Origin of the sequence: Enterococcus raffinosus (genome assembly GCF_018917525.1) — a bacterium.
In the GTDB taxonomy this organism is placed as follows: domain Bacteria; phylum Bacillota; class Bacilli; order Lactobacillales; family Enterococcaceae; genus Enterococcus_A; species Enterococcus_A raffinosus_A.
In genome coordinates, this window is the sequence record NZ_JAHLOS010000018.1 from 29,962 (window position 1) to 55,764 (window position 25,803).

At 41.8% G+C, this 25,803-nt stretch carries 26 protein-coding genes; 17 read left to right on the forward strand and 9 right to left on the reverse strand.

From position 1 onward, the window contains the following. Window positions 1-14 precede the first annotated feature (14 nt). The gene (gene glpO / locus KQI58_RS12340; protein ID WP_216409394.1) at window positions 15-1,853 is read left to right on the forward strand and encodes a type 1 glycerol-3-phosphate oxidase; all 1,839 of its coding nucleotides are present in this window, start codon (window positions 15-17) and stop codon (window positions 1,851-1,853) included. Beyond that, window positions 1,853-2,569, forward strand: coding sequence for an MIP/aquaporin family protein (locus KQI58_RS12345; protein WP_216409395.1), 717 nt, complete (start codon window positions 1,853-1,855; stop codon window positions 2,567-2,569). Before glpO ends, KQI58_RS12345 begins: the two co-directional genes overlap by 1 nt. Before the next feature lie 57 nt (window positions 2,570-2,626). Here KQI58_RS12345 and KQI58_RS12350 read toward each other — a convergent pair whose 3' ends face one another. Continuing rightward, complete coding sequence (locus tag KQI58_RS12350; RefSeq protein WP_216409396.1) at window positions 2,627-2,980, reverse strand: winged helix-turn-helix transcriptional regulator; 354 nt, start codon at window positions 2,978-2,980, stop codon at window positions 2,627-2,629. A gap of 199 nt (window positions 2,981-3,179) precedes the next feature. On the opposite strand from KQI58_RS12350, the gene KQI58_RS12355 reads away from it, so the two are divergent. Then, window positions 3,180-4,388 (forward strand): MFS transporter, encoded by a 1,209-nt coding sequence (locus tag KQI58_RS12355; RefSeq protein WP_216409397.1) that lies wholly within the window; start codon window positions 3,180-3,182, stop codon window positions 4,386-4,388. Between the two features lie 25 nt (window positions 4,389-4,413). On the opposite strand, the gene KQI58_RS12360 is transcribed toward KQI58_RS12355, so the two are convergent. The 3 genes from KQI58_RS12360 to KQI58_RS12370 all read right to left on the reverse strand — a co-directional run bounded on the left by KQI58_RS12360 (window position 4,414) and on the right by KQI58_RS12370 (window position 7,430). Beyond that, a complete protein-coding gene (locus KQI58_RS12360; protein ID WP_216409398.1) occupies window positions 4,414-4,869 on the reverse strand; it encodes a helix-turn-helix transcriptional regulator in 456 nt (151 codons plus the stop codon). Between the two features lie 93 nt (window positions 4,870-4,962). Continuing rightward, the gene (locus KQI58_RS12365; protein WP_216409399.1) at window positions 4,963-6,333 is read right to left on the reverse strand and encodes an MFS transporter; all 1,371 of its coding nucleotides are present in this window, start codon (window positions 6,331-6,333) and stop codon (window positions 4,963-4,965) included. Window positions 6,334-6,641: 308 nt separating this feature from the next. Further along, window positions 6,642-7,430: a TraX family protein gene (locus KQI58_RS12370; RefSeq protein WP_216409400.1), complete on the reverse strand. Its 789-nt coding sequence runs from the start codon at window positions 7,428-7,430 to the stop codon at window positions 6,642-6,644. A gap of 450 nt (window positions 7,431-7,880) precedes the next feature. Here KQI58_RS12370 and KQI58_RS12375 point away from each other — a divergent pair, with 450 nt between their 5' ends. Further along, complete coding sequence (locus KQI58_RS12375) at window positions 7,881-8,300, forward strand: RidA family protein (RefSeq protein WP_216409401.1); 420 nt, start codon at window positions 7,881-7,883, stop codon at window positions 8,298-8,300. Window positions 8,301-8,386: 86 nt separating this feature from the next. Here KQI58_RS12375 and KQI58_RS12380 read toward each other — a convergent pair whose 3' ends face one another. Further along, on the reverse strand, window positions 8,387-9,394 hold the full coding sequence (locus KQI58_RS12380) for a YeiH family protein (RefSeq protein WP_216409402.1): 1,008 nt from the start codon (window positions 9,392-9,394) through the stop codon (window positions 8,387-8,389). Window positions 9,395-9,618: 224 nt separating this feature from the next. On the opposite strand from KQI58_RS12380, the gene KQI58_RS12385 reads away from it, so the two are divergent. Continuing rightward, on the forward strand, window positions 9,619-10,431 hold the full coding sequence (locus KQI58_RS12385) for a LysR substrate-binding domain-containing protein (RefSeq protein WP_253295929.1): 813 nt from the start codon (window positions 9,619-9,621) through the stop codon (window positions 10,429-10,431). A 96-nt stretch (window positions 10,432-10,527) separates the two neighbouring features. On the opposite strand, the gene KQI58_RS12390 is transcribed toward KQI58_RS12385, so the two are convergent. Further along, window positions 10,528-11,706, reverse strand: coding sequence for a M28 family peptidase (locus KQI58_RS12390; RefSeq protein ID WP_216409404.1), 1,179 nt, complete (start codon window positions 11,704-11,706; stop codon window positions 10,528-10,530). Window positions 11,707-11,970: 264 nt separating this feature from the next. Here KQI58_RS12390 and KQI58_RS12395 point away from each other — a divergent pair, with 264 nt between their 5' ends. The 10 genes from KQI58_RS12395 (at window position 11,971) to KQI58_RS12440 (ending at window position 20,363) form a co-directional block, all read left to right on the forward strand. After that, on the forward strand, window positions 11,971-12,864 hold the full coding sequence (locus tag KQI58_RS12395) for an AraC family transcriptional regulator (protein ID WP_216409405.1): 894 nt from the start codon (window positions 11,971-11,973) through the stop codon (window positions 12,862-12,864). 200 nt (window positions 12,865-13,064) lie between these two features. Beyond that, window positions 13,065-13,637: a LemA family protein gene (locus KQI58_RS12400; protein ID WP_216409406.1), complete on the forward strand. Its 573-nt coding sequence runs from the start codon at window positions 13,065-13,067 to the stop codon at window positions 13,635-13,637. Between the two features lie 15 nt (window positions 13,638-13,652). Next, entirely contained in the window at window positions 13,653-14,963 is a 1,311-nt protein-coding gene (locus KQI58_RS12405; protein WP_216409407.1) for a TPM domain-containing protein, read from the forward strand. Window positions 14,964-15,249: 286 nt separating this feature from the next. Beyond that, window positions 15,250-16,737 carry a BglG family transcription antiterminator gene (locus KQI58_RS12410; protein ID WP_216409408.1) on the forward strand — a complete coding sequence of 496 codons (1,488 nt, stop codon included), beginning with the start codon at window positions 15,250-15,252 and terminating at the stop codon, window positions 16,735-16,737. Continuing rightward, window positions 16,727-17,140, forward strand: a complete 414-nt coding sequence (locus KQI58_RS12415; protein ID WP_253295930.1) for a PTS sugar transporter subunit IIA — start codon at window positions 16,727-16,729, stop codon at window positions 17,138-17,140. Before KQI58_RS12410 ends, KQI58_RS12415 begins: the two co-directional genes overlap by 11 nt. A 12-nt stretch (window positions 17,141-17,152) precedes the next feature. Continuing rightward, window positions 17,153-17,470: a PTS fructose transporter subunit IIB gene (locus KQI58_RS12420; RefSeq protein ID WP_090404353.1), complete on the forward strand. Its 318-nt coding sequence runs from the start codon at window positions 17,153-17,155 to the stop codon at window positions 17,468-17,470. 11 nt (window positions 17,471-17,481) lie between these two features. Next, window positions 17,482-17,931 carry a PTS sugar transporter subunit IIA gene (locus KQI58_RS12425; protein ID WP_216409410.1) on the forward strand — a complete coding sequence of 150 codons (450 nt, stop codon included), beginning with the start codon at window positions 17,482-17,484 and terminating at the stop codon, window positions 17,929-17,931. 18 nt (window positions 17,932-17,949) lie between these two features. After that, complete coding sequence (locus KQI58_RS12430) at window positions 17,950-19,050, forward strand: PTS fructose transporter subunit IIC (protein WP_216409411.1); 1,101 nt, start codon at window positions 17,950-17,952, stop codon at window positions 19,048-19,050. Window positions 19,051-19,070: 20 nt separating this feature from the next. Then, complete coding sequence (gene alsE / locus KQI58_RS12435; RefSeq protein ID WP_016181764.1) at window positions 19,071-19,775, forward strand: D-allulose 6-phosphate 3-epimerase; 705 nt, start codon at window positions 19,071-19,073, stop codon at window positions 19,773-19,775. A gap of 120 nt (window positions 19,776-19,895) precedes the next feature. After that, window positions 19,896-20,363, forward strand: coding sequence for a VOC family protein (locus tag KQI58_RS12440; RefSeq protein WP_216409412.1), 468 nt, complete (start codon window positions 19,896-19,898; stop codon window positions 20,361-20,363). Between the two features lie 31 nt (window positions 20,364-20,394). On the opposite strand, the gene KQI58_RS12445 is transcribed toward KQI58_RS12440, so the two are convergent. Next, window positions 20,395-21,018, reverse strand: a complete 624-nt coding sequence (locus tag KQI58_RS12445; RefSeq protein WP_216409413.1) for a TetR/AcrR family transcriptional regulator — start codon at window positions 21,016-21,018, stop codon at window positions 20,395-20,397. Between the two features lie 112 nt (window positions 21,019-21,130). Here KQI58_RS12445 and KQI58_RS12450 point away from each other — a divergent pair, with 112 nt between their 5' ends. Beyond that, window positions 21,131-22,165, forward strand: coding sequence for an alpha/beta hydrolase (locus KQI58_RS12450; RefSeq protein WP_367397938.1), 1,035 nt, complete (start codon window positions 21,131-21,133; stop codon window positions 22,163-22,165). Then, a complete protein-coding gene (locus KQI58_RS22750; protein ID WP_253295932.1) occupies window positions 22,149-22,298 on the forward strand; it encodes a hypothetical protein in 150 nt (49 codons plus the stop codon). The genes KQI58_RS12450 and KQI58_RS22750 overlap by 17 nt, the downstream gene beginning before the upstream one ends. Before the next feature lie 42 nt (window positions 22,299-22,340). Here the strand turns inward: KQI58_RS22750 and KQI58_RS12455 are convergent, their stop codons facing one another. Together KQI58_RS12455 and KQI58_RS12460 are read right to left on the reverse strand one after the other, a co-directional pair. Next, window positions 22,341-24,092 carry an ABC transporter ATP-binding protein gene (locus tag KQI58_RS12455; protein ID WP_216409414.1) on the reverse strand — a complete coding sequence of 584 codons (1,752 nt, stop codon included), beginning with the start codon at window positions 24,090-24,092 and terminating at the stop codon, window positions 22,341-22,343. Next, on the reverse strand, window positions 24,082-25,803 hold the full coding sequence (locus KQI58_RS12460) for an ABC transporter ATP-binding protein (protein WP_216409415.1): 1,722 nt from the start codon (window positions 25,801-25,803) through the stop codon (window positions 24,082-24,084). Before KQI58_RS12460 ends, KQI58_RS12455 begins: the two co-directional genes overlap by 11 nt.

The following is a 25,803-nucleotide window of genomic DNA, read 5'->3' on the forward strand; positions in this document are numbered from 1 at the left end:
AAGGAGTGAGCGGAATGTCATTTTCAAAAGCAACGCGTAAGAAAAGTATCGAAGTACTTAAAAATGAAGAAATGGATCTATTGATCATCGGTGGCGGGATCACAGGTGCGGGTGTTGCGATCCAAGCAGCCGCAGCTGGAATGAAAACGGGTTTGATAGAAATGCAGGATTTTGCAGAAGGAACCTCTTCCCGGTCGACCAAGCTGGTTCACGGCGGTATTCGCTATTTGAAAAACTTTGATGTAGAAGTGGTAGCAGATACCGTTACAGAAAGAGCGGTGGTTCAAGGGATTGCACCGCATATTCCTAAGCCCGATCCCATGCTTTTACCGATCTATAACGATGAAGGCCCCACTACATTCAGTATGTTTTCAGTTAAGGTTGCGATGGATATTTATGATCAATTAGCCAATGTGAAGGGAACAAGCTTTGAAAATTATACATTGACGCCAGAAGAAGTCTTGGAAAGAGAACCCTTCATCAAGAAAGAAGGACTTCAAGGTGCAGGGGTCTATCTGGATTTTCGCAATAATGATGCGCGATTAGTAATTGAAAACATTAAACAGGCAGCATCAGACGGCGGTCATATGGTCAGCAAAATGAAAGCGATCGGTTTTATCTATGAAGGAGATCAGATCGTTGGTGTAAAAGCACGTGACCTGTTAACGGATGAAACAATCGAAATCAAAGCAAAATTAGTGATCAATACCAGCGGTCCGTGGGTCGATAAAGTTCGCAACATGAACTTCACTCAACCGATCGTGCCTAAAATGCGTCCAACCAAAGGGGTTCATTTAGTTGTCGACGCGCAGAAGTTGCCGGTTCCTCAACCAACGTATTTTGATACGGCACAAAATGATGGTCGAATGGTTTTTGCAATTCCTCGCGAAAATAAAACCTATTTTGGAACCACCGATACCGATTATCAAGGGGACTACGTCGATCCTAAAGTGACGCAAGAAGATGTCGATTATTTATTAACGGTCATCAACCACCGTTATCCTGAGGCGAAGTTGACCATTGATGACATTGAAAGCAGCTGGGCAGGCTTACGGCCATTACTGATTGGGAACGCTGGTTCTGATTATAATGGCGGTGATAATGGCAATATCTCTACTAAAAGCTTTGAACAGGCCGTCGATATCATCACTGACTACAAAGCGGGCAAAGCCACTCGTGATGAAGTAGAAGATGTCTTGAACAATCTTGAAAGCAGCCGAGCTGAGAAACGTTTAGCGCCGTCCTCTGTTTCCCGCGGCAGTTCGTTGGAACAAGCACCTGATGGAATGATCACATTATCTGGCGGCAAAATCACTGATTATCGCAAGATGGCAGCCGGTGCAATCGATTTGATTCGTCAATTATTGAACGAACATTACGGATTGACCTTTAAAGAGGTAGATTCAAAGACGTATTCGGTTTCTGGTGGGGATTTTGATCCAACCAAGCTAACTGAAACCGTCGCTGAGTATGCAAAGATGGGGATTGAAGCAGGGCTTTCGGAAGAAGCAGCTACGTATATCGCTGATTTTTATGGCACAAATGCTAGCAAAATCTTCCAGCTTGCAAAAGAAATGTCTGCTTATCCCGGAATGAGTTTGGCTGAATCGGCACGCTTACGCTATGGCATAGAGGAAGAAATGGTCTTAACACCAGTGGACTATTTGTTACGCAGAACCAATCATCTTTTATTTGAAAGAGATAACTTGGATGCGTTGCGTCAACCAGTCCTTGAAGCGATGGCGGGGTACTTTGAATGGGATGCAACGGAAAAAGCAGAGATGACTGCACAATTAAATGCAGCAATTGACGAATCAGATTTAACCGAATTAAAAGCAGGGGGGAATAATTAATGGGCGGCGATATGACACAAATCATGGGCGAGTTTATAGGTACACTGATCTTAGTCTTATTAGGTGATGGAGTATGTGCGGCGGTGAATTTGAACAAAAGTAAAGCACAGGCCTCCGGTTGGATCGTGATTGCCATGGGCTGGGGAATGGCGGTTATGATGGGCGCGTATATCTCTGGTTTTATGGGGCCGGCACATCTGAACCCCGCAGTAACGTTAGCTATGGCGATGAACGGATCAATTGCATATAGTTTGGTTGTTCCCTTTATCATTGCTCAAATGGCGGGAGCATTTGTAGGAGCTGCACTTGTTTGGTTGGCCTATTTGCCACATTGGGAAGCAACCAACGATCAAGCAGCAATTTTAGGAACCTTTGCGACAGGGCCGGCAATTCGGAAGTATCCAGCCAACCTAATCACAGAAATTATTGGCACATTTGTATTAGTATTAGGCCTTTTAGCTTTTACACAAACTGAATTTGCAGCTGGAACCAATATCTTTGCTGTTGCGGGACTGATCATAGCTCTTGGCTTATCACTTGGAGGGCCAACAGGCTATGCGATTAATCCAGCCAGAGATTTGGGTCCTCGATTGGCTCATGCAGTCTTACCAATTGCGAATAAAGGAACCTCTGACTGGCAATATGCATGGGTACCTGTCTTAGGACCAATGATCGGCGGGCTTATCGCTTATGGCGTTTTCCAGTTGATGGTTTAAAAGTAAAAAATATTCCAACTCTCTAGCTTGCAGAGTTGGAATATTTTTTTATGAATTTTAATTGGCTTTCAAGCAAATAGCCTGTCCTTGTTCCTGCAGGTGAGCAACATGCTGTTCGCCCCAATTGCACAGACTATCCAAAATATCTGATAGGCTGCGGCCGTAGTCGCTTAATGAATACTCCACTTTCGGCGGGACTTGCTGATAGACTTTGCGATCAATGATATTGTCCTCTTCCAATTCACGCAGCTGCTGCGTCAGCATCTTTTGGCTGATACCCGTGATACCGCGCTTCAAATCGCTGGGACGCATCGGTCCATGGCGCAGATTACAAAGAATAATTGGCTTCCATTTTCCGCCGATGACATCCATCGTCGCTTCAACACCGATCATATATGTACGATTTTCCAAAATAAATTTCCTCCTAAAAACCTTGATATAATCCAAAAGTTACTGAAAGGTACCTATAGTACAAAAAAGTGGGTACTTATCAAAAGGTCATCAACAGTATATAGTATCTTCTCGTAGGTTACAAATACTTTTTTTATGTCTGGTTTCATGAACTGGCAAAGCTAAACGCATTCGTGAAACCTTTCTAAGGAGGAACAACATGGAAAAGAAGATTTCACCAAATTTCACGTTACTGGCTCTCGCAATCAACGCTTTTGCGATTGGGTCGACAGAATTTATTAGTGTGGGGCTTTTACCGATGATCGTTAAAAGTTTCAATGTCACATTAGCTCAAGCAGGGTTAACCGTTTCTTTATATGCGTTAGGGGTCACGATCGGAGCGCCTTTATTAACAGTGTTAACCGGAAAATGGAATCGTCGCAATCTGATGATCGGTATCATGCTGCTGTTTATTAGTGGGAACTTATTAGCAGCCTTTGCACCGACCTTTATGATTTTATTGCTGGGGCGTATTTTAGCGGCGCTGGCTCATGGCATCTTTATGTCGGTTTCCACCGTTATTGCGGCGGATGTCGTAGAACCTTCCCGTCGTGCTAGTGCGATCGCCATCATGTTTACAGGTTTGACTGTGGCGACCGTAACCGGAGTGCCGTTGGGAACCTTCATAGGTCAACAAACCACGTGGAATATGTCTTTTATCTTTATTGCAATGGTTGGTCTGTTAGGCTTGATCGCCAGCAGCTTCTTAGTGCCTCGTCAGTTGCCGATTCCAGGTAAGGTTGATTTGAAGGGCTTTGTTCGAATTTTTACCAATAAACCATTGGTCATGTCTTTCTTAATCACTGCCTTTGGATATGGCGGTACCTTTGCGGCTTATACGTATTTGTCGCCCATTTTAGAAGGCTTTGGATTTTCAGCTAGTGCCGTTGTCATTATTTTGATTGTTTACGGAGTAATGGTGGCGATCGGCAATACGATTGGTGGGCATCTTGCCAATGAAAAACCGTTAGATTCATTGATTAAAATGTTTGGTCTTTTAATGGTGGCTCTTGTATTTTTATTTGCGACTACTTTGATTGGAAACAATATTTTAGGTTTGCTGGCGGCACTGCTTTTAGGCTTGTTTGCCTTTATGAATGTACCTGGCTTGCAATTGTACGTCGTGCAACTAGCTGAAAAATATGTGCCGCAAGACATTACGTTAGCTTCGGCGTTTAATATTGCAGCATTCAATATCGGAATCACGTTAGGTTCAACAGTTGGGGCTCAAGTAACTGGAAAAATGGGCATCGCCTACACGCCAATTTTTGGAGCTGTGATTGTATTATTAGCGATTCTTTTGATTGTGCAGGTGAAGAAGAGTGAATCAACAGAAACATCAGATGAACTTGCCGAATGTGAAGAGTAAACAAAAAAACCGTGACGAACGCTCGTCACGGTTTTTCTGTATCCTTCCAAATTTGAGCCAGAATATCTTTCAAGACTAAAAAGGCATCCTGATCGTTATAACCATAATTCCTTTTCAAAAGCAGAAGCATCGCTTTTATTTTGGGGATGTAGTCATTCAAATCGACTTCTTTTTGATAAGTCGCTAAAATAGGGTATTTTTCCGCCCAGACATTCGTCCAATCGACTTTCGCTTGTTTTTCTTCACTCGTTTTGGCAATCACTTCTTTAATATCGTTAAGATCCGGATCAAATTCGATCAATTCATCCAAAGAAACCTTGTATGTGACGGCTAATTTCTTCGATTGGTTAATATCAGGCAAAGTTTCATCCAGTTCCCATTTTGAAATCGTCTGTCTGCTTACACCGAGTTTTTCTGCCACTTCTTCTTGTGACAAGCCTCTTTTTTTTCGTGCATTGAAGAAATTCGTTCCTAATGTCATGATGTATCCCTCCAAACTTGATAAGTTAAGTTTAGCAGGATTTGACGTAAAAACTAGCGAGTATCGGCTGAACATTTGCCCGTTACTTTAACATTAGGCAGGAGTGGCTGCTTTATGAAAATGAATCAAACAAGCAATCAAGACGGCAAGCAATAAAGCCAATAAGAACAACAGTGAAATTTGCGAGCCTGTGATGGTGGCAGCGATAAAGTTCGATTGGGCTTGCTGCGTTAAATTGATGATTGTCGCAACAATCGCGGTAGCAACCGCGCCAGAGAATTGCTGCAAGGTATTGAACAATGTATTTCCATCGCCGTATTCATCTTCAGATAGTAAATTCATCCCCGTGGTCATTAAGTTACTGTAAGAAAAACCGATACCGATCATATAAAAAACATGTCCTGCAACGAAACCAAGTAAAAATGGCGAGCGTAACAACAGTGTCAACGCGATCCAGCCGATGGTAGCAAAGCTCAAGCCTAGTAAGATTGGTTTTTTCGCACCAAATGAATCCAAGACACGACCGGAGATTGGTGCTAAGATCGCACCAACAGTCGCACCAGGCATCATGACAAGGCCAGCGATAAAGGCATCCTTACCTAAAACGATTTGAACGAAGTTCGGCAAGACAAAGGAAATTCCTAATAATAAGAACTGACAAACTAAGAAACCGCACAAAAATAGGACGAAGACTTTATTTTTCAAAACGGTGATCCGAACTAATGGATTTTTTCCCCGTGTCGCTTGCCGATAGAAGATCAATAAGCCAAGGATACCAACTGCCAATGAAAGTAGACTCACTAAGCTTCCAATTTGATTTAAGAACATCAATAGTCCGCTGAATAGCAATGCAACGCCAATGAGACTGACAATATCTAATGCCCCAGTTTTTTTGACAGGTATTTCTGGAATGGCATAAAGACCAATGATTAGTGAAAGCACTAAAATCGGTAATAAAAATAAGAAGATCGCATGCCAAGAAAGACTCGCAGTCATAATACCGCCATAGGTTGGTCCGATTGCTGGAGCAATGGACGTTGTCAGTGTGCCCACACCCATCATCGTTCCGCGTTTATGCATAGGAGTGAAATTTAAGATAATATGGAACATCAAGGGTAAGGCAATTCCGGTACTAATCCCTTGCAACAAACGTCCAATCAACAAAATACTGTAAGAAGGTGACCACAAATCTGTCATCAATCCAGCAATGAAAAAGAGATTCGCGATGATAAACAATTTTCGAATCGAAAAATTTTTCAATAGATAATTGGAAAAAGGCACCATAATGGAGATGACTAAGAGATAGATGGTCGTGACCCACTGCACCATCCCGGTGGATATTCCGAACTGCTTGATCAGGGTGGGGAAGGTCACGTTCATGGCGGTTTCGATTAAGACACCCGCAAAGGACATGATTCCAGTGGCAAGGACAGCTAGTAATAAATGGATTTTCTTTTCTTTCATATAATAACCTCACTTTAATTCGACAAATAACTTTAAATTCGGGTGTCTCCATTATTTATTTTGCCAGGATAAGAAGCAGCATTAATGGCAGGCACTTCTTTCATTGCGCATACCACTCTGCTAAACTGCTCAACGCTTTTGGTTATGAATCTGCTTGTATTTATTAACCGCAAAAAGCAGAACTGACAAAAAAAGAGAGGTGGTTTCTAAATTAATAGAAACCGCCTCTCTCTCGACACGCATTACGTGTTATCTGTACGATTTATTCACAAAAAGCATTTTAAAGCTTTTTATGGAGAAGGTCAAGTTTAGCGTTGGATCAAAAAGCTGATAATGGCAAAAATTGCAATGTGTGCAGGATAGAAAATATAGAAGAAATTCCGCATACTGCGTCCTTTTTCACCATTGTATAAAATGATCGGTATTGCTGAAAGCATCATCATCCATTGGTAATTCATCGTAAACGCATGCTGTATACCGCCACCAAAAATCAAGGTTACTAACGCAATGATAACAAGTGCTGCAACCTGTAAAAATTTCTTACCATGGAAAAGATAGAATAGAACCGCTAATAAAACAAATAGAATTCCGCCTTCAGTTAACAATAGTGTTGGCACAAGTAAATTAAACGCTTGGAAAAAAAGCATGCCGAATTTAGAATTAAGCAATCCGCTAGACAACAGGCCTATTGCTAAAACACTTAAAAGGGTTGGAACAAGGAACCAAATTACTCCCTTAGCAACTTTACGTTCTTTAACGTATTCGCATGCTTGCATGTAGACAGTACCTAAGAATAACGTGCCAAAAATATTATTAATAACGATTGCGTCTCCAACCGCAAAATAACGATTCAAAATCATATTGATGATTCCCATCAGCCAAAAGCCGGCTAATAAACGGAACATATATTTTTTTCGATTACGGGTGTGGACAAAACCTTCTGAACTTTCAAAAAGAAAAATCGGTGCGGCGATTCGACCAATCCAATGAAACCACATGGGCACTCCTAAAAATAGAAAAAACTCCGCAATGTGATCGAGTACCATGGTCACGACCCCTAAAACCTTTAACTGGAAACCATTCATCCCTTTATTCATGAAAAAACTCCTCTCTCTTAACAAGAGGATAACGGATTTTTTTCCATCCATCCATTTATTGAGCGAACAAACTTCTTACAAAAATGTGAGATAGAACTGTCAGAAAATTCTATAAACTCATTGACAATAAATGGAACCTCCGTTATCATTACAATCATAAATTAATTTAATTGCCATTTAAATTTAATTTTAAAAGGAGAATTTCTATGAACGCGACGACTACTAGACAAATGATCATTATTATTAGACTGAGGACTTGAAATCTGTTTTGGAAAAACAGTTTGAAGTCCTGTTTGACATTTGTTGAGTGGGATTCTCCAAGCATCCCACCAATCGGTGAGATGCTTTTTTAAGTTTTGCTTCTTGTTTTCAACAAGTTTGGCAGAGTGATAGTCTTGTTTTGGTTGGATGATTTGTTGGTTAATTGTAATAAAAAAAGGAGTGGAGAAAATGGAAAATAACGTAACAGAAGTGAACTTTCAAGAGAAATCCGTTTGTACGGTGGAAACAACGGAGGCACCACAAGCAATTGGACCGTATGTCCAAGCAAAAGTCGTAAACGGCATGCTGTATGCTTCTGGTCAGATCGCGTTAGATCCAGTAAGCGGAGAATTAGTCGGAGAATCGATTGAAGACCAAACCTATCAAGTCATGCGAAATGTCGGCGGAGTATTGAAAGCCGTTGGAGCAGATTACGACAAGGTAGTAAAAACGACTTGCTTCTTGAAAAACATGTCTGATTTTGCAGCATTTAACCAAATTTATGCCAGCTTTTTCGATAAGGAAAAGCCTAGTCGTTCTTGTGTGGGTGTCGCCAGCTTGCCAAAGGATGCGTTGGTAGAAGTTGAGATTATTGCGGTTGTTGAGTAAACGCAAGTGAGAAAAAAACATCAAAATGAACCCGGACACTCATTTTTCTAGCGAGAACGATGAGTGTCCGGGTTAGTTGTTCTAAATTAGATATGCAAAATAAAAATAAATAGTAAGGCAGCAATGGTTTGAACAGCACCAACAGAAAGGCCGTAAACTAAGAAACGCGGTCCTTCTTTTAGAAATTTTCGAAAATCCAAACGCAGACCGATGGCGGCTAACGCGGTCGTCTCGAACCAGGTACTGATAAAATGTGCTCCTTCATCAAAGACAGCGGGCAAAGTAACGAAGCTGTTAATGACACAGAAAATTAAAAAGCAAGTGACATACCAAGGGATCGGGAATTTTTTCTTCGATCCTTTTGTTGTTACCAGACCATCATGTTTAACTTTGCGTTCAAATAGGAAGACAACCACGACTAAGAAAATGATGCGTGTTATCTTGAAAAGCATTGCATATTTCACTGTTTCAGGATTAATCAGGCTTGCCCCTGCTACAACTTGTCCAACCGATTGTAATGTTCCACCAAGCAGTGCACTTTTACTCAATAATGCATCCCCGAATAACGACATTCCTAGAAAGGGCAGCGTAAGCATCATTACTGTTCCTAGTAAATTAACAAGGGTAATAATTTGGCCCTTTTCCTCATCGTTTGCTTCAATCGCCGGTGCAATCGCACCAATCGCTGATGACCCGCAAACGGCATTTCCGCCAGCCATCATCAAAGCCATCTTTTCATTAAATCCAAGTTTCCGACCGATCCAATAAGCACCGACGATAACGGTAGTCATGATTAACAGGATAAAAATCAACCCTTTGATGCCCATTTCTCCAATCGTTTGGAAGGTGACGGTGAACCCAAGCAGTACCACCGAATATTCTAGTAGCTTGCTTTCTGAAAACTTCGTCCCAGCGGCTAGAGCTGGTTGTTTGAAGAAGGTATTTCCTAAAATGATTCCTAGGAGAATGGCTAAAGTGGCACCACCAAGCTTAGGTAAAAACAAAGCGAATAGCTTTGCAATGATTGCTACGCCTATGGACAAGCTCAAACCAGGTAAAATCGGTTTCGTTTTAGTATAAAAATTTGTAAACATCGTTTGACCTCTTTCTTATAAAATTGAAGGGTAACTATTTATTGAGTAAGTGAAGTCGCCCGAAAATTAGATAGTTCTTGTTATTAAAAAGCTTTTCTTACGTAAAAAATCAATTGATTTTCATTGGTATTTCATTTGCATGATAAATTATAACCGATATCTTCCATTATTATAATTTATTGATATAATACCTTAAATAGAAAAAAATAATGGAAGTGATTGCGATGTTCAAATGGTTAGAAACGTTCAAAGTAGTGTATGAGACGAAAAACTTTTCCAAGGCATCAGAGATTTTATTTATTTCCCAGCCAACTGTATCGGCCCAAATCAAGCAGTTGGAAAATGAATTTGGTACCCAATTATTTATCCGCAGCGGGAGAAAAGAAGTGCTGGTGACACCGCAAGCAGATATTTTATATGAACGAGCCGTTGATTTAATGAATGATTGGGAAAATTTGTATCAAGCTGTTCAAACCAATCAGCAACAGATTATTCGTTGCATGATTGGGGCCTCCCATACATTTGCCACGTATGTCTTGCCGTCGCTACTCATTCAATTGCAGCAGGAATTTCCGCACATTCGTTTTAGTGTTCAGATGATGAACTCTTTAGAGGTTTTACAAGCGGTAGAGCATCATACAGTAGATTTGGGATTCATTGAGAAGCCACTATCTGCTCCAACGATTAAACGTTTTTCATTAATGGAGGATCAGTTAGTTTTAGCAGGAAATCCGGAAAAGGGACCTTGGCTGGTGCGGGAAAATACATCTGGAGTCTATTATTACACAAAACGCTTTCTAGAAGAAAAGGATATAGACGGTCCAGTCATGGAAATCCAAAATAATGAAGTGATCGTGGGTTTATTGAAGCAGGGCTTTGGCTGTTCATTGGTTTCAGAACGAGCAGCGGAAGGAATTCCACACCAGAGATTAGACGAAAGCTTCAAGCGGAATTTTTATCTCATTCGACGAAAAATTAGTGCTTCTGATGATATTGTGAAATGTGGGGAATTCATTTCCGATTGGAGTAAGCAGTAAAAATGAAGGGTAAGGATCTTCCTAACAAGAAGAATCATTACCGTTAGATGATAACACAAAAAGCAGCCTACCGGTAAGCGGCAGGTTGCTTTTTAATTACTTCATTTGTTCTGTGGTCAGATTGTTCAAGAAAATGACGGTTTCTTCTAAACGCTGAAAGTCGACGATCGATAAGTTATCCTTTGGTGTATGCATGACCGCTTCCATTAATAGATAGATTTGCGTTGAGGTGATCGCGGCTGCCGGGATTCCCGCTCCGGCAAATAACATATGATCGCCCATTGGCCAAGGTTCGACTTTTTCGATGGTTGAATAATCCGTCGCAAAGTTTTCTAGCTGTTCGGTTAGTTGGTCTGGACATTCGTAAAGTGAGTAAGATACCGTACTATTTTGCATTCCAGCACCGTCTATGTTAATGGCGAATTCATATTCTTCAGGGTGGTTTAACGATTGCTCCATAAAAATCATTTCCCCGGGCATCGAATAGTAATCTTCACCGTTAAACAAAACAAATTCAAGTTGATTGTCTAATTCGTTTTGAATCAATTGTTCGGCTAACGCCAGCAAAACTGCAACTCCAGTACCGTTGTCTAACGCACCTGATGTGGTAGGCTTCGTGTCAATATGAGCAGAGTAAGCAAGTTTTTTCCCTTTGCCGAAAGTAGCAATCACATTTGCGGCAGTGGCCGGTTTACGCTCTGTCATTAGACGTAAGGTTGCGGCTTTTTTGTTTAACAATGAAGTTAAAAGAGCACCTTTGACTGTTCCACATGGAACATTGAAGTCGCCATCTTGGATAATCGGGACTGGAACATCCTCAAGAAAACTAACAGTAATCACGGCTAATGGCTGTTTTTGTTCTAATTCCCGAATAATTGCTTGGTGCTCCTCGGGATTCCAAAAGACCATACTCTTTGGCATAATCGGTTCTTTACAAAGCTCGCCATACATAACACAAATCTTATTGGTTAAATCCGCTGCTGCTAATTCTTGAATCGTTTGGACACAAACCAACTCTCCGCTGACATTACAAGGCATCGCATATTCCGCAGCCGCGACTTCCACTGGTTGACCATCGACAATTAATTCTGCCCCGTCATTCTGCCAATCCATACACGGGAACTCCTGCAATCGAACCTCATAACCTAAAGAACGAAACGTCTCCGCTGCGTAGTCAACTGCCGCCTTATTTCCCGCTGATCCCGTCGCCCGAGGACCGATTTCCTGACATAATTTTTCCATATGACCTACTAAACTGTTTTTGATAAATTTCATTTTGAAACACTCCTTTTTCCTTTTTAAAGTATTTATTTTTCTTCCAGAAAAATAAATCTGATTGTCAAGCCGTATGTCATCCAACTATACTGTTTGACCGTAATGCCATCTCGTTTCACCTGCCATTCCTTTTGTATTAATTAAACTGGGAAAAGTTGGACTGAGATCCCTTTAGTTGATACCATAAGTATAGGAGAGCAGCGGGAGGATTTCTTGACCTTCCTTGTGCACTTGTCGGACGGTTGAAAGATATTAGGAGGTATTATGGCAAACTTGGAGCATACTGCGGCGGTTACTCGCATGCAGACATTTATTGAAAAACATTTAGATGAAGAGATCACGCTACATGCTTTGGCACAGCAGGCCGGCTATTCGCCATGGCATTGTGCCAAAATGTTTAAAGAATACACAGATAAATCACCGTTTGAATATATTCGCAAGCTGCGGTTATCTAAGGCGGCTTTGGTTTTGCGTGATGAGGATCTGCGAGTGGTGGATGTTGCTTTAGATTTTGTCTTTGATTCTCATGAAGGCTTTACGCGAGCGTTTCGTAAACAGTTCGGCGTGACTCCGAAGGCTTATCAAAAGAAGACACCGCCAATCCCTTTATTTACCCCATATCCTGTGGAAAGCTACTATTTAATGGGAGAGAAACGTACTGAGTTGCCTCCATTATCGAAAAATCTACATGTTCGCCTTATCGAGTTTCCAGCGCGTAAACTGATTCTATTACGAGGTAGGAACGCTAAATCCTATATCGAATATGCACAGGAAATCGGTTGTGATGTCTGGGGAATTCTTGCCAGTATCAAAGAGGCATTGTATGAACCAGTAGGACTTTGGCTACCGGAAAGCATGCGAACGGAAGAAACATCCGTTTATGCTCAAGGTGTAGAAGTCCCGCTTGATTATCAAGGGCTTATTCCAGAGGGCTTTGATGTGATAGATCTGCCTGCCTGTACGATGCTGCTGTTTCAAGGTGATCCGTATGATGAAGCACGTTTTGATGAGGCCATCGAGGCAGTGATGAAGCAGATTGATACGTATGATCCTAGTATAAATAATTGTCAGTGGGCTGAAAAAGCAGGTCCCAGGATTCAATTAGAACCGCAGGGGTATCGAGGATATATCGAAGCCCGACCAGTGTATCTTAACTAAAAATCAAGCGCTTTCGAAAATTTTAAAGAAAAAGCGTAAATCCTTTTTCTCGTACAATATATGAAGAAAAAAATCGGGAGGATTTTTTGTCAACCGTTGAGCTAAAAAATCAGTCGAAAGTCTGAGGCGCGCCCCTACCCGAATGCTATAATTAGCTCAATCACAAATAACAAATAAATCAGAAAAAGGTTGGGATAAAAATGAAACGAAGAGGATCAGGTATCATTGTTGGGATTGTCGTGATCGCTCTGGCAATCGGAGCATACTTGGTAACGACATATAACTCATTGGCTTCAGCAGAAAACGATGTGGATGCAAAATGGTCGCAGGTGGAAAATGTGATGCAGCGGCGGGCAGATTTGATTCCAAATTTAGTGAATAGTGTCAAAGGTAGTATGAACCATGAAGAAAAGATCGTTAAAGAAATTACTGATGCCCGGAAGGCATACAACAATGCCAAGACGCCATCAGAAAAAAATGACGCAAACAATCAAATTGATCAAAGCTTAGGTACGATGGTGAACGTGATCCAAGAAAGCTATCCAACGCTAGCTTCTAATGAAAATGTAAAAACCTTGATGGTCCAGCTAGAAGGTACGGAGAATCGGATCTCTGTTGAACGGAAAAACTATATCGAACAAGTCAATGACTACAATCAAAGCTTGGTTCGATTCCCTAAAAATATGGCAGCGAAGGTATTAGGATTTGACAAAAAGGCGAACTTTAAAGCTGATGAAAGTGCAAAGGAAGTACCCGATGTCAGCTTTGAATAAGAATGGGTGAGAAAAATGAAAAGGGAACAGCGTGCTTCAGGGGAACGGCTCCATCAGGAAGTTGTTGAGAACTACCGTAAGTTACGTAGACGCAATGGAGTTTTTTCCCTAGTTTTAGTTGTTGTGTTGCTAGTCAGCGGGTTCGGCTTATTTAATCTCTTTACGAGTAATGGCTATGGAGATAAAAAGGCGACCTATGATCAGCAATTGACGAAGTTGAATCAGGAACGAGAAGACATTTTGTCTGGTAAAAAAGTGACGGCTAACAAATCTTTCAAAACAGCTCTGAATGATAACTTGGCAAACTTGAAAGAATATCCAAAGAAGGCCAACAACTATGATGTGGCAATTAAAGAAACGGATGGTCATTTGACCATTAATAAGAACAATATCTTTGTTTCTGACAATGCTAATATGCTGAGTCAGAAAATGAAGGAAAAAATTTATCAACTAAACAAACAATTAGCAGCAAGTACTAATGGTGCGCAATTAGAAGTGGTTACGATCCCGGAATTGCCCCGTGGGGAAGATATTGAATCGTACGCCAATAAGATCTTTAACCAATTAGGCATCGGAGATAGAAATGAAAACAATGGAGTTTTATATCTAATTGCCTTGGACGAACGAGAATTTCGTTTAGAGGTTGGTTATGGTTTGGAAGGTCTGATTCCCGATGGTAAAGCCGATGACATTATTAATGATGATGATGTGGTGGACGCCTTCAAGGATGAGGATTATGATACAGGAGTCAGCCAGGTTGTGGATGAAGTATTCGGAATTATGAATACGAAGACAGCGTTGGTGGATTCGCAAATCAAAAACATCGAAAGCCAGCGGACAAAATTGATGTTCTTCCATTGGACAGGAGTAGTAGTTTTAGGCTTGCTGGTCTTTGTCAGTCTGTTATTAGTAGTGAACCTATTGAGGGCTCGTGTTTTACTCAAAGAAAACTATAAAAAATATCAATCGGAAACCACTTCGATTGCTGGCGACGATGAGATGCAAAGGGTCGTTAAACACACAGAACTCTACCACATCTTATTAAGCGGTTTGCTGATTGGAATGTCGGTCAAAGGCATCAATCGTGCGATCGTTCAAGGAAGACTGTTACGAAATCCTTCCGCAGAAAAGAAAATGTTCGGTCGGATTTTGATTGGCGATACCTTGTATTCTGGGAACGGGGATGTCTTGACGACGGCTTATCTAGCGTCGAATTATAATTCTGATAATTGGTCTGATAATGATAGTGGATCAGGCGGCGGCTCCTCATGGGGGTCCTTTGGCGGCGGTTCATCCGGCGGCGGGGGCGCTTCTGGTGGCTGGTAATTAAATAGGATTGAAGAAAACGTGAGGGGATTCCTCACGTTTTTTTTCGCTAGCTTTTAACTGAGGGACTATTGCGAGTCTGGCTTTAAAAAAATTCGCAAAGTCCCTTTGATGGATTTTCGGATAATTTTTATGAATGATTGGGATATTTTCTGCTTTATGAACGCTTCCTGACTATAATGAAAGTGAGGCGTTTTATTTTTTGTCCGTTGCAACGGTCAAAAACGAGTGAAGCGTTTTCTTTCTGGCAGGTTATGATAAAAACAAGAAGGGGAGGTTGATAGCCATGGGAGCAAAGAAAAATCGTGAACAAAGGCTGTTACTACTTCTAACGAAACGACATGATTACATCACGTCCGAGGAATTGGCGGAGCATCTAGAAACTTCGCAAAAAACAATTTATCGCCTAATTAAAAAAATCAACGAAACACATGGCGAGGGACTGATCCAGTCAGAAAAGGGGCGAGGCTACAAATTAAACTACGAAAAATATATCAGCCAAGCAAACATTCAACCCAATCAGCGCAGTCAATATTCTCCGCAGGAGCGTAGAAATCGTGTGATGGAGGAGCTACTGCTTTCATCGCCGAATACGAAAAATGTTTACGACCTGTTTGAAGATTATTATGTTGGCGAGTCAGTCATTTTCAGTGATGAGCAAGTGATCGCTGAACACCTGCAGCGTTACGAATTGAAATTGGAACGCAAGCAGCGGACATTGGCGATTTTAGGGAAAGAGGCGAATCTGCGGCGAGCGATTGCTGATTTGATTCAGGTGCATAATATCATTGAAATTGATGAACTGAAGCATCATTCAGAGCTGAACTTCAATAATTATGATGTGCTGTTTATCTTAGACCAGCTGAAGTTGATTGAAAAGCAATTGCAATTGACGATCCCGTATCCCTATAATGTCAATATTTTTTCTCATTTGTATATTTTAATCAGCCGTTTGCGTAAGGTTCATAGGCTTCCGAACGAAGAAATGAGTCCGCTTTCTAAAAAGGATCAGGAACGTTTGGAGCAAGACAAAGCACTTTATCAGGTTGCTAAGTCTTCAATTAAAAATGTTGAAAAGTATTTGCACAATGAGCTGCCAGAGTCAGAAGTTTACTATCTTTATCAATACTTAGCCTCATCGCGGATGCAAGGCTCGTTAAGTAAAGTAACAAAATTTTCTTCAAAGGTCGTGGAAATTACCAATACTTATCTGGATAGTATGAGTCAGCGGCTGAATATCTCTGCGAAAGGCGATTCGATCTTTCTTGATTTAGCGAATCACATCAAGCCTATGCTTAATCGCTTAGAACATGGCATTCATGTAAAAAATAGTCTATTGGATCAGATTAAAATGACCTATGAAGCCATCTTTTCAGATGTCAGTGATGTTTCTGATGAGGTGAGTCAGCGTTTTGAACTGCCGAAGATCAACGAAGACGAGAATGGCTTTATCACTTTGTATTTCGCACGAATCATTGAAACGAACCAATTACCAATTCGTACGGTGATCATGTGTACGACAGGTGTCGGTACTTCAGAGCTGTTGCGAGTCAAGATCGAAAAGAAATTTCCTGAGTTGGAGGTTGTTGATGTCGTAGCTTCAAGGGATGCAAAACATTTTACGGAAAAATATCCAGGCGTCGATCTGATTTTAACCACGATCAGTGTCAGCGATAGGATCCCTATCCCATCCTTGTTAGTCAGTGCGATGTTCACACGAGATGATCAAACCCGACTACAAAAGAAAATCGAGGCGATTTATGATGAACGATAATTTTTTTCAAGTATTCTTGGACCAGCCATTTAAAGACAAAGCACACGTACAGCGTTTTATCGCGGAGTTTGCTAATCCAGCCGAGGTGGAAGAATTGATCGATTTGTTGCAGCAGCGGGAAAAAGTCGGGAATACGATGATCGCGGAGCATGTCATCTTGCCTCATTTAGAAAGCCCGAAGATCAAACAAAGTCAGGTCCTACTGATCCGTTTAGCAGAACCGATTGATTTTGACGAGAAGACACCGGCAGTCCAGCTGATAATTACTATTCTATTGAAGAGTAACGAGAGTCAAGAAACTAAGAAGAAAATTGCCCAATTCACACGGCGCTTAGCAGACGATGATTTTATCGAACAATTACTAAGTCTTGAAAATGAACCGGCAATTTACCATATTTTATAGGAGGAATAAATGATGAAAATCGTTGGAGTAGCAGCATGTACAGTGGGAATTGCCCACACTTACATTGCGCAAGAAAAATTAGAAAATGCCGCCAAAAAAGCGGGTTGTGAAATGAAAGTAGAAACGCAAGGAACGATCGGGATCGAAAATGAATTAACGCAAGAAGAGATTGACCAAGCGGATATCGTAATCTTGGCAGTTGATGTAAAAATTTCCGGCAGAGAACGTTTTGACGGCAAACGAATCATTCAAGTACCGACAGAAATCGCCGTTAAGTCACCAAACAAATTGATTGAAAAAGCCCAAGAGGTTGTTGCTCAAAAGGTTTAGGGGGAATTGAAATGGAAGTAAAGGATATTGTGGATTTAGACATCGTCAAAACCAATATGACCGCCAAGACCAAGGATGACGCCTTGAATGATCTGGCGAATCAGTTATTGACGAATGGCTACATTTCAGAAGTAGAAGGGTTTATCAAAGATATTTATGCACGGGAGTCGGAAGGCCAAACGGGTATTGGAAATTATATCGCGATTCCTCATGGAAAAAGTGCTTATGTCAACAAGATTGGCGTGGCGATCGGGATCAATCAAGAGGAAATTCCTTGGGAAAGTTTAGATGGCAAAGGCGTGAAGGGGATCATTCTTTTCGCGGTGGGTAATGACAATGACGGCGCGACCAATCATTTGAAATTATTGTCGCTGTTTGCCAGAAAACTGGGCAACGATGAAGTGGTCGTTAATCTGTTGCAGGCGAAAAAGCCAGAAGATGTTGTTGAAGCATTCGCTTAGTTAAATGGAGGAAGAAAAATGAAAAAAATTAAAGAGTTAAATCTTAAAGGACACTTATTGACGGCGATCTCTTATTTGATTCCGATCGTCTGTGGTGCCGGATTCTTAATCGCCATCGGAATGGCCTTTGGCGGTTCAAGTCAGGATGCATTGGTGCAAGGGAAGTTTACGATTTGGGATGCGTTGGCAACGATGGGCGGTAAAGGCTTAGGCTTACTGCCAGTCGTGATTGCGACGGGTATCTCCTATTCAATCGGCGGCAAACCAGGGATCGCTCCCGGGTTCATCATTGGTTTGACAGCAAATGCTATCGGTGCTGGTTTTATCGGCGGAATCTTAGGTGGTTACTTAGCAGGTTATCTAGTAGTAGCAATTTTAAAATATGTGAAATTACCAAATTGGGCAAAAGGGTTAATGCCAACGCTGATCATTCCATTCTTAACATCAATCATCGGCGGGTTGATCATGGTCTATATCATTGGGGCACCAATTGCGGCATTAACATCATTATTAACAAACTTCTTGGATGGTTTAGGCAATTCTTCGTTATTAGTATTCGGTGGTGTGATCGGTCTGTTAAGTGGTGTTGACTATGGCGGTCCGATCAACAAAACAGTTTTTGCTTTTGTGTTGACGATGCAAGCAGAAGGATTGAACGGTCCGATTACTGCTTTACAGTTAGTGAATACAGCAACACCAATTGGATTTGGCTTGGCCTTTTTCATCGCAAAATTATTTGGTAAAAACATCTACACGAAATTAGAAGTTGAAACCTTGAAGTCAGCAGTCCCAATGGGTGTGATCAATATCGTTGAAGGGGTCATTCCGTTAGTTATGAACGATATCGTGCGAGGTGTTGTAGCAACAGCTATCGGTGGTTTTGCTGGTGGCGCAACAACAATGATCTTAGGCGCAGATGCGACAGTACCGTTTGGCGGAGTACTAATGATCCCGACAATGTCGAGACCATGGGCAGGTGTGATCGCGATTTTAGTCAACGTGGTCGTAACAGCAGTCGTCTTAGCTGTAATCAAGAAAAATGTGACAGAAGAAGATGCGGCGATGCAGGTTGAAAAAGAAGAAGACGACATCAACCTAGAAGATATTCAAATCTTTTAATACGGAAAGAGTGGCGACACATGAAAAAAGTAGAATTCTCTCCATCACTGATGACGATGGATTTAGATAAGTTTAAAGAACAGATCACTTTTTTGAATGACAAGGTAGATTCTTATCATATTGATATTATGGACGGGCATTATGTGCCGAACATTACCTTATCTCCTTGGTTCATTGAAGAATTGCGGAAGATCACCACGTTGCCGATGTCGGCGCATCTGATGGTGACAGACCCAAGTTTTTGGGTACAGCAGCTAGTAGATTTGCAGTGTGAATGGATCTGTATGCATGCAGAGGTGTTAGATGGTTTAGCCTTTCGTTTGATTGATCAAATTCACGACGCCGGTTTGAAGGCTGGGATCGTGTTGAATCCTGAAACACCGATTGAAACGATTTTCCCTTATATCGAGCTGGTTGATAAGATCACGATTATGACGATTGATCCGGGCTTTGCCGGGCAGCGTTTTATCGAAAGCACCTTAGATAAGATCGTGGCGCTCCGCGAATTGCGTGAAGAAAAAGGGTACGATTACGTGATCGAAATGGATGGTTCCTCCAACCGCAAGTCCTTCAAACGGATTGATGCAGCCGGGCCAGATATTTACATCGTCGGTCGCAGCGGACTCTTTGGTTTAGACGAAGATATCGCTAAAGCTTGGGAGATCATGGTTAAGGATTATGAGGAAATGACTGGTAAAAAGCTTAGTTATGCAGAAGTAAACTAACGATAAAAATCTTGGAGCTGGAAAAGCTTCAAGATTTTTTGTTTATACAGAAGCAGTAAGCCGGTCTTTTGTGATATAGTATACAATAATGTAAACGGTTTAAAAGAATGGAGGAATGTGATGGAATATCGGGGACCTATGCTAGTAGTGAAGGATATGGAGCGGTCAAAAGCATTCTATCGTAAATTTTTAGAGGTGGATATTGTTTCTGATTTTGGCGAGAATGTGACCTTCAATGGCGGCTTGTCATTACAAACGGAGGAATCGTGGATTCGATTTACCGGCTGTGATCCAGAGTCATTCAACTATCAGAATAATACGGTAGAGTTCTATTTTGAAACGAAGGACTTTGATGGCTTTATCGAGCGGACAAAGGAAGAGGAGTTAGATTTTTTACGAGACGTCGCTACGATGGAATGGGGGCAAAAGGTTGCCTGCTTTTATGATCCAGATAAGCATGTGATCCAAGTCGGAGAAGATCTGACGGTCATGGTGAAGCGTTTGGCTGCTGATGGAATGACTGTGGAGGAACTAGGCGAGAAGACCTTCCTCGGAAAAGAAATGGTTGAAAACATGTTGAATAGTTAAAAAGTTGAAGGCAGATAATTCTGAACTGCCTTCAACTTTTTTTATTTAAACGCTGTGTTGTCCAATTTTCATATAGAAAAGCAAATGAATTGGTCGGAGCCTGAAGACTAGCCTCTAGCATTTGTGCTAAAACCGTTAGCTTCATTTGTACTTCTTGATCGGTCCAAGTGAATAAGCCGGGATCGAGTAAAAAAATAATCGGCGACAGTAAAATTTCCGCTAGCTGTTCGGGTTGCTCACAGACAAAAACGTTCTCTTTGACTCCCTGCTGCAAAATGTCAGCGACGATTGGTGCAAGACGTCCCATGATAAAGGCCATCGATTTCTGATGGATCGCGGCATTTTGCGGTTCATGCAACGCGCTGTCGATAGTCTGATCGACAGCGGTACTGCGATAAAAATACAGTAATAGCTTTATTTTTTCTAAGGCTGGAGCCTCGACAGCGGCTAATTTTGTCCGACAGGTTTCAATCACGTGATTGTATTGGCGTTCAACTAAGGCATCTAAGACTTCCTCTTTACTTTTGAAATAATAGTAGAGTCCGCCTTTTGCGATCCCCGCTTTTGTGGCAATATCTTGAACAGAAGCGGTACCGGCAGTTCCTTCGTAAAGCAGCTCCTGCAAGGCATCTAAAATCAATTCTCGTTTACTCATCGAATCAACCTCCAAAAAATAGTATAGCATATCGAGTTGACCGTCGTTCAAAAAGTTGTTATGATGAAATTGTTGAACGGTGGTCAAAAATGAGGGAGGGGTTATTTTGTTAGTGTTAGGTGGATTTATCATCAGTGTGTTGCTACTTGTTTTGTTCAGTGTAGGATTACTGATCAAAGGGTTGCTTTATTTATTTAATCGATTTCGCGGAAGACAGGTCCTATTTGCAACAAAAGGAGTGAGAAGAAGTTTGTTAGGGATGTTGATAGTCCTGGTTTTAGGAATTACCTTAATAGTGATCACTCAGCTGACGGTAGCGACACCGAAAATCGCTAAGGAGAACAGTATTGCAGAGTTGCGGAAGGTTGAATTGAATGGTCGTAAGGAATGGATCAGCATTCGGGGAGAAAATCGCAGCAAGCCAGTCCTTCTATTTTTAGCTGGCGGACCGGGGGGATCACAGCTGGCAGCGACACGTTATGAACTTGCAAAATTAGAAAAGAATTTTGTCGTAGTTAACTGGGAACAGCCTGGTTCAGGAAAATCTTTCTCAGCGATCCCGCGGAAAAATTTGACCCCTGAAATTTACGTTGAAGATGGAACGGCCTTGGTTCGTTCGTTGTTAAAAGAGTTCAATCAGGAAAAGCTTTATCTTTTAGGAGAATCGTGGGGGAGTGCACTAGGAATTTTTATGGCAAAGGAACAACCGGAGCTGTACCATGCTTTTATAGGCACCGGGCAAATGGTGGCCTTTGAAGAAACGGAGAAGATCGATTACGCGCTGACCATGAAGCTGGCAAAGGAAAATGGCGATCAAAAGGTCGTGGATACACTAAGAAAAAATGGCGAACCGCCTTATTATGGCAATTCAGTTACCACCAAAAGCGCGACCTATCTCAACTATCTCAGTCAAAGGATGGCAAGAAATCCTGAGATTCAAAATGGCGGCTTCCAAACGATGCGGGATCTTGCAGCGAAAGAGTATGGCATCTTGGATAAGATCAATTATCTGCGGGGCATTCTGCAAACCTTCAATCATGTGTATCCGCAACTATACGATGTAGATTTGAGGAAGGATTACTCAAGACTAGATATTCCTGTCTATTTTTTACTAGGCAAGCACGATATCAATGCGCCACTTAGCTGAAGATTACTATCAAAAATTAGTCGCTCCCAGCAAGGAAATCATTTGGTTTGAACACTCCGGACATAACTCTTGGATCAATGAACCAGAACTTTTCGCAGAAAAGATTCAGCAAATTGCTTTAAATACAAAATAAGACTAGAGTTTCCACGATTAAAATGTGGTGGCTCTAGTCTTTTTAATTTTCGAATTGGGCTTGATGCAGTTGATAATAGCGTCCTTGTTTAGCCAGCAACTCTTCGTGATTCCCTTGCTCGACAATATTGCCGTCATTGACGACTAAGATCAAATCAGCTTCACGAATGGTCGAGAGGCGGTGAGCAATGATGAAGGAGGTTTTGTTGACCATTAATCGGCCCATTGCTTCTTGGATCTGCAATTCGGTCTGGGTATCAACATTCGACGTTGCTTCATCAAGAATCAATAATTCCGCATTTAAAAGCATCGCTCGAGCAATTGTTAGTAATTGCTTTTGCCCTTGTGAGATTGCTAAACCGTCTTCGGTCATCACCGTGTCGTAGCCCTTCGGTAATTGTGCGATAAAATCGTGGATGTGAGCGGCTTTCGTCGCTTTGATCACATCTTCTAACGTGGCATCTTCATTTCCATAGGTCAGATTCTCAAAAATCGTTCCGGTAAAGAGCCACGTATCCTGCAAGACCATCGCGTATTGCTTTCGCAGACTGCTGCGGGTTGCTTCTTTGATATTTTGTCCATCTAAGTAAATCGCACCGCTATCCGGATCATAAAAGCGCATCAGCAAATTCACGATTGTGGTTTTTCCGGCACCGGTAGGACCAACGATAGCGACGACGCTGCCGGCAGAAATATCAAAGGACAAATCTTTGATGACCGGCTGATCTGCTTGATAGCCAAAGGAGACATGGTCAAAACGAATATCCCCGCGGGCTTTTTCAAAAACATAGGCGTGTTCTACATCTTGAACTTCAGGTTCTTCGTCTAATAACTTGAAGATACGTTCAGCGGCGGCAATAGACGATTGCAGGTCACTAAAAATATTTGCTAGTTCATTGATCGGACCGGAGAATTTTCGTGAATACAAAACAAACGAGGAAAGTTTTCCTAATGTTAAGTGACCAAACAGGAATAGAAAGGCACCTAAGATACTGATCAATGATAATGAAACATTGTTGATGAAGTTGACAGAAGGACCAGTCATACTGCCGTAATATTCCGCATTGTAATAAGCAGTCATCGCTTCTTCATTTTTCTTTTCGAAGCGGGTGATCATTGTTTCTTCTTGATGATAGACCTTGGTGGTTTGTTCACCGGATAAAAATTCCTCGGTCAACCCGTTTAATTCACCAAGTTTGGCGGAACGTTTACGGAATAAGGGCTGGAACTTATTGGTCAAGTAACGAGTCAGTAAAATCGACGCGGGAACAGTAACTAAAAAGATCGTCACCATTACTGGCGAGATTACTAGCATCATGACAAAGGAACCAATGACGGTGACCAAACTGCTCAAGACTTGAACTGAGTCACTGGCCAACGAAGTATTAATCGTGTCGATATCGTAGCTCATTCGACTGACGATATCACCAGTTTGGTGCTGATCAAAATAACCAACGGGCAGCGAAACGATTTTCTCAAACAGATCCTTCCGCAAACGAAACGCGATTTTTTGACTCAAGTAGATCATCAATCGTTTGATCCCGTAGCTTAAAATGGCGGAAGCTGCATAGAAAACTACCATCCAGCTACAATAGAAGAAAACTTTTTGAAAGGCGACATTGCCTTTGCCGATCTGAATCGCATCAATCGCGTACCCAGATAATAGGGGACCGACTAAAGCAAACAGGTTACTGGCAATCGTCAAGACGACCGCTAAAAACAGCAGCCATTTGAATTGATACAAATATCCCCACAAACGAAGCAGCGTACCTCTGCGTGAGCCTTTATTCTTCAATGACTTGCCCTCCAGTCTGTCCTTGATAAATTTCTTGATAAGTCGGATTTTCGGCTAATAATTCTTCATGAGTGCCATAGCCGATCATTTTTCCCTTATTTAATAGTAGGATTTTATCCGCGTGTTGGATCGAGCTGATTCGCTGAGCAATCAAAATTTTGGTCGTATCACCAAAATGTGTCCGCAACGCTTTTCGCAGATTCGCATCGGTATGGTAATCTAGCGCACTGGAGGAATCGTCTAGGATCAGCAGATCAGGTTGCCCAATCAAAGCACGCGCTAAGAGCACGCGTTGTTTCTGCCCACCACTGAGATTTTGTCCCTTTGCTTCCAAGTGGTGCTCCAGACCATCAGCGAGTTTGTCGATAAACTCTCGTGCTTGCGCATCATCGATAGCTTGTTGGAGTTGCTCTTCCGAAAAGCTTCGACCGAACAAAATATTTTCTCGAATCGTATCGGCAAAGAGCACGTCCTTTTGCAAGACAGCACCGATTTTTTGATGCAGCGCATCGAGGGAATAATGCTTGATTTCCTGTCCGTCTAATAGAATCTGACCGGAAGTTCGATCGTATAGACGTAAAATCAGACTGGCGATCGTGGTTTTTCCGCTGCCGGTCGCTCCCATAATCCCTAACGTTTCGCCAGAATCGACACTGAAGCTGATGTGTTCGATCGCATGTCCGCCATCAGGATAGGAAAAAGTCACATCATCGAAGACCAATTTAGTAGAAGCCGCTTTTCTTTGATCCAATGTACCTGGGACCAATGTTGGTTTCTTGCGCAATACTTCATTGATTCGATTAGCCGAAGCTAGACCACGGGAATACAGGACAAAGATGCGGGTGATGGAAAGCATCGCGTTCAGGATAATCGTGAAATAGGTCAAGAAGGCAACGATGACTCCTGGCTGTGTCAGTCCGGCGTTTACACGATACGCACTGACGACGATAACTAGAGTCAAACCTAAATTCAAAAATAAATCCAATAAAGCTGGAGAGGCAGCTAAAGTCACATTGGCGGTTGTTTCCGCATTGACTAACGATTGGTTGACATTTTCAAAGCGCTGACGTTCGTAGGCTTCTTTGGACAAAGCTTTAATCACGCGAGAGCCTGTTACATTTTCCCGCACCGTCAACACAAGCTGATCGACTTGCTTTTGCAATTTTCCAAATAAGGGAACGCCCTTTTTCGAGATATGCGTCACCATAACAAAGATGATCGGCATCACTGCCACTAAAACTAAAGTCAAAATCGGGTCTAAGGTAGTAGTGATCAAGATTCCACCGACCAAAAGGATTGGTGCGCGAATACCCATCCGCATCATCACACCAAGGGTCAAATGAATATTGTAGGTGTCCGATGTTACACGTGAAACTAATGAAGAGACCCCCACATCTTCAATTTGGGTCGTGTCTAGATAGGTGATTTTTTGAAATAGATCGCCGCGAATGTTTTCTGTCGTATCTTTTGCGATTCGCGAGACCATGCGATTGGCAACGATGTTTGCCCATAAAGCAAAAGCGGAAGCCGTCAGCATGACACTGCCCCAGAAGAGGATTTTTTTTGGGTCTTTTTGCGGAATCACTTGATCTAGAATATAAGCCAAATTCCACGGAAGAACCAATTCCATCATGGTCCCTAAAAATTTGATGATAACACCTAATGTGACACGGGAACGATAAGGTTTTAGATAGTTAAGAATTAATTTCAT

Excerpts from the sequence above, each read along its gene's own strand:
- glpO (WP_216409394.1), top strand. The coding sequence starts at position 15 with ATGTCATTTTCAAAAGCAACGCGTAAGAAAAGTATCGAAGTACTTAAA.
- KQI58_RS12345 (WP_216409395.1), top strand. The coding sequence starts at position 1,853 with ATGGGCGGCGATATGACACAAATCATGGGCGAGTTTATAGGTACACTG.
- KQI58_RS12355 (WP_216409397.1), top strand. The coding sequence starts at position 3,180 with ATGGAAAAGAAGATTTCACCAAATTTCACGTTACTGGCTCTCGCAATC.
- KQI58_RS12360 (WP_216409398.1), bottom strand. The coding sequence starts at position 4,869 with ATGACATTAGGAACGAATTTCTTCAATGCACGAAAAAAAAGAGGCTTG.
- KQI58_RS12365 (WP_216409399.1), bottom strand. The coding sequence starts at position 6,333 with ATGAAAGAAAAGAAAATCCATTTATTACTAGCTGTCCTTGCCACTGGA.
- KQI58_RS12370 (WP_216409400.1), bottom strand. The coding sequence starts at position 7,430 with ATGAATAAAGGGATGAATGGTTTCCAGTTAAAGGTTTTAGGGGTCGTG.
- KQI58_RS12375 (WP_216409401.1), top strand. The coding sequence starts at position 7,881 with ATGGAAAATAACGTAACAGAAGTGAACTTTCAAGAGAAATCCGTTTGT.
- KQI58_RS12380 (WP_216409402.1), bottom strand. The coding sequence starts at position 9,394 with ATGTTTACAAATTTTTATACTAAAACGAAACCGATTTTACCTGGTTTG.
- KQI58_RS12385 (WP_253295929.1), top strand. The coding sequence starts at position 9,619 with ATGTTCAAATGGTTAGAAACGTTCAAAGTAGTGTATGAGACGAAAAAC.
- KQI58_RS12390 (WP_216409404.1), bottom strand. The coding sequence starts at position 11,706 with ATGAAATTTATCAAAAACAGTTTAGTAGGTCATATGGAAAAATTATGT.
- KQI58_RS12395 (WP_216409405.1), top strand. The coding sequence starts at position 11,971 with ATGGCAAACTTGGAGCATACTGCGGCGGTTACTCGCATGCAGACATTT.
- KQI58_RS12400 (WP_216409406.1), top strand. The coding sequence starts at position 13,065 with ATGAAACGAAGAGGATCAGGTATCATTGTTGGGATTGTCGTGATCGCT.
- KQI58_RS12405 (WP_216409407.1), top strand. The coding sequence starts at position 13,653 with ATGAAAAGGGAACAGCGTGCTTCAGGGGAACGGCTCCATCAGGAAGTT.
- KQI58_RS12410 (WP_216409408.1), top strand. The coding sequence starts at position 15,250 with ATGGGAGCAAAGAAAAATCGTGAACAAAGGCTGTTACTACTTCTAACG.
- KQI58_RS12415 (WP_253295930.1), top strand. The coding sequence starts at position 16,727 with ATGAACGATAATTTTTTTCAAGTATTCTTGGACCAGCCATTTAAAGAC.
- KQI58_RS12420 (WP_090404353.1), top strand. The coding sequence starts at position 17,153 with ATGAAAATCGTTGGAGTAGCAGCATGTACAGTGGGAATTGCCCACACT.
- KQI58_RS12425 (WP_216409410.1), top strand. The coding sequence starts at position 17,482 with ATGGAAGTAAAGGATATTGTGGATTTAGACATCGTCAAAACCAATATG.
- KQI58_RS12430 (WP_216409411.1), top strand. The coding sequence starts at position 17,950 with ATGAAAAAAATTAAAGAGTTAAATCTTAAAGGACACTTATTGACGGCG.
- alsE (WP_016181764.1), top strand. The coding sequence starts at position 19,071 with ATGAAAAAAGTAGAATTCTCTCCATCACTGATGACGATGGATTTAGAT.
- KQI58_RS12440 (WP_216409412.1), top strand. The coding sequence starts at position 19,896 with ATGGAATATCGGGGACCTATGCTAGTAGTGAAGGATATGGAGCGGTCA.
- KQI58_RS12445 (WP_216409413.1), bottom strand. The coding sequence starts at position 21,018 with ATGAGTAAACGAGAATTGATTTTAGATGCCTTGCAGGAGCTGCTTTAC.
- KQI58_RS22750 (WP_253295932.1), top strand. The coding sequence starts at position 22,149 with ATGCGCCACTTAGCTGAAGATTACTATCAAAAATTAGTCGCTCCCAGC.
- KQI58_RS12460 (WP_216409415.1), bottom strand. The coding sequence starts at position 25,803 with ATGAAATTAATTCTTAACTATCTAAAACCTTATCGTTCCCGTGTCACA.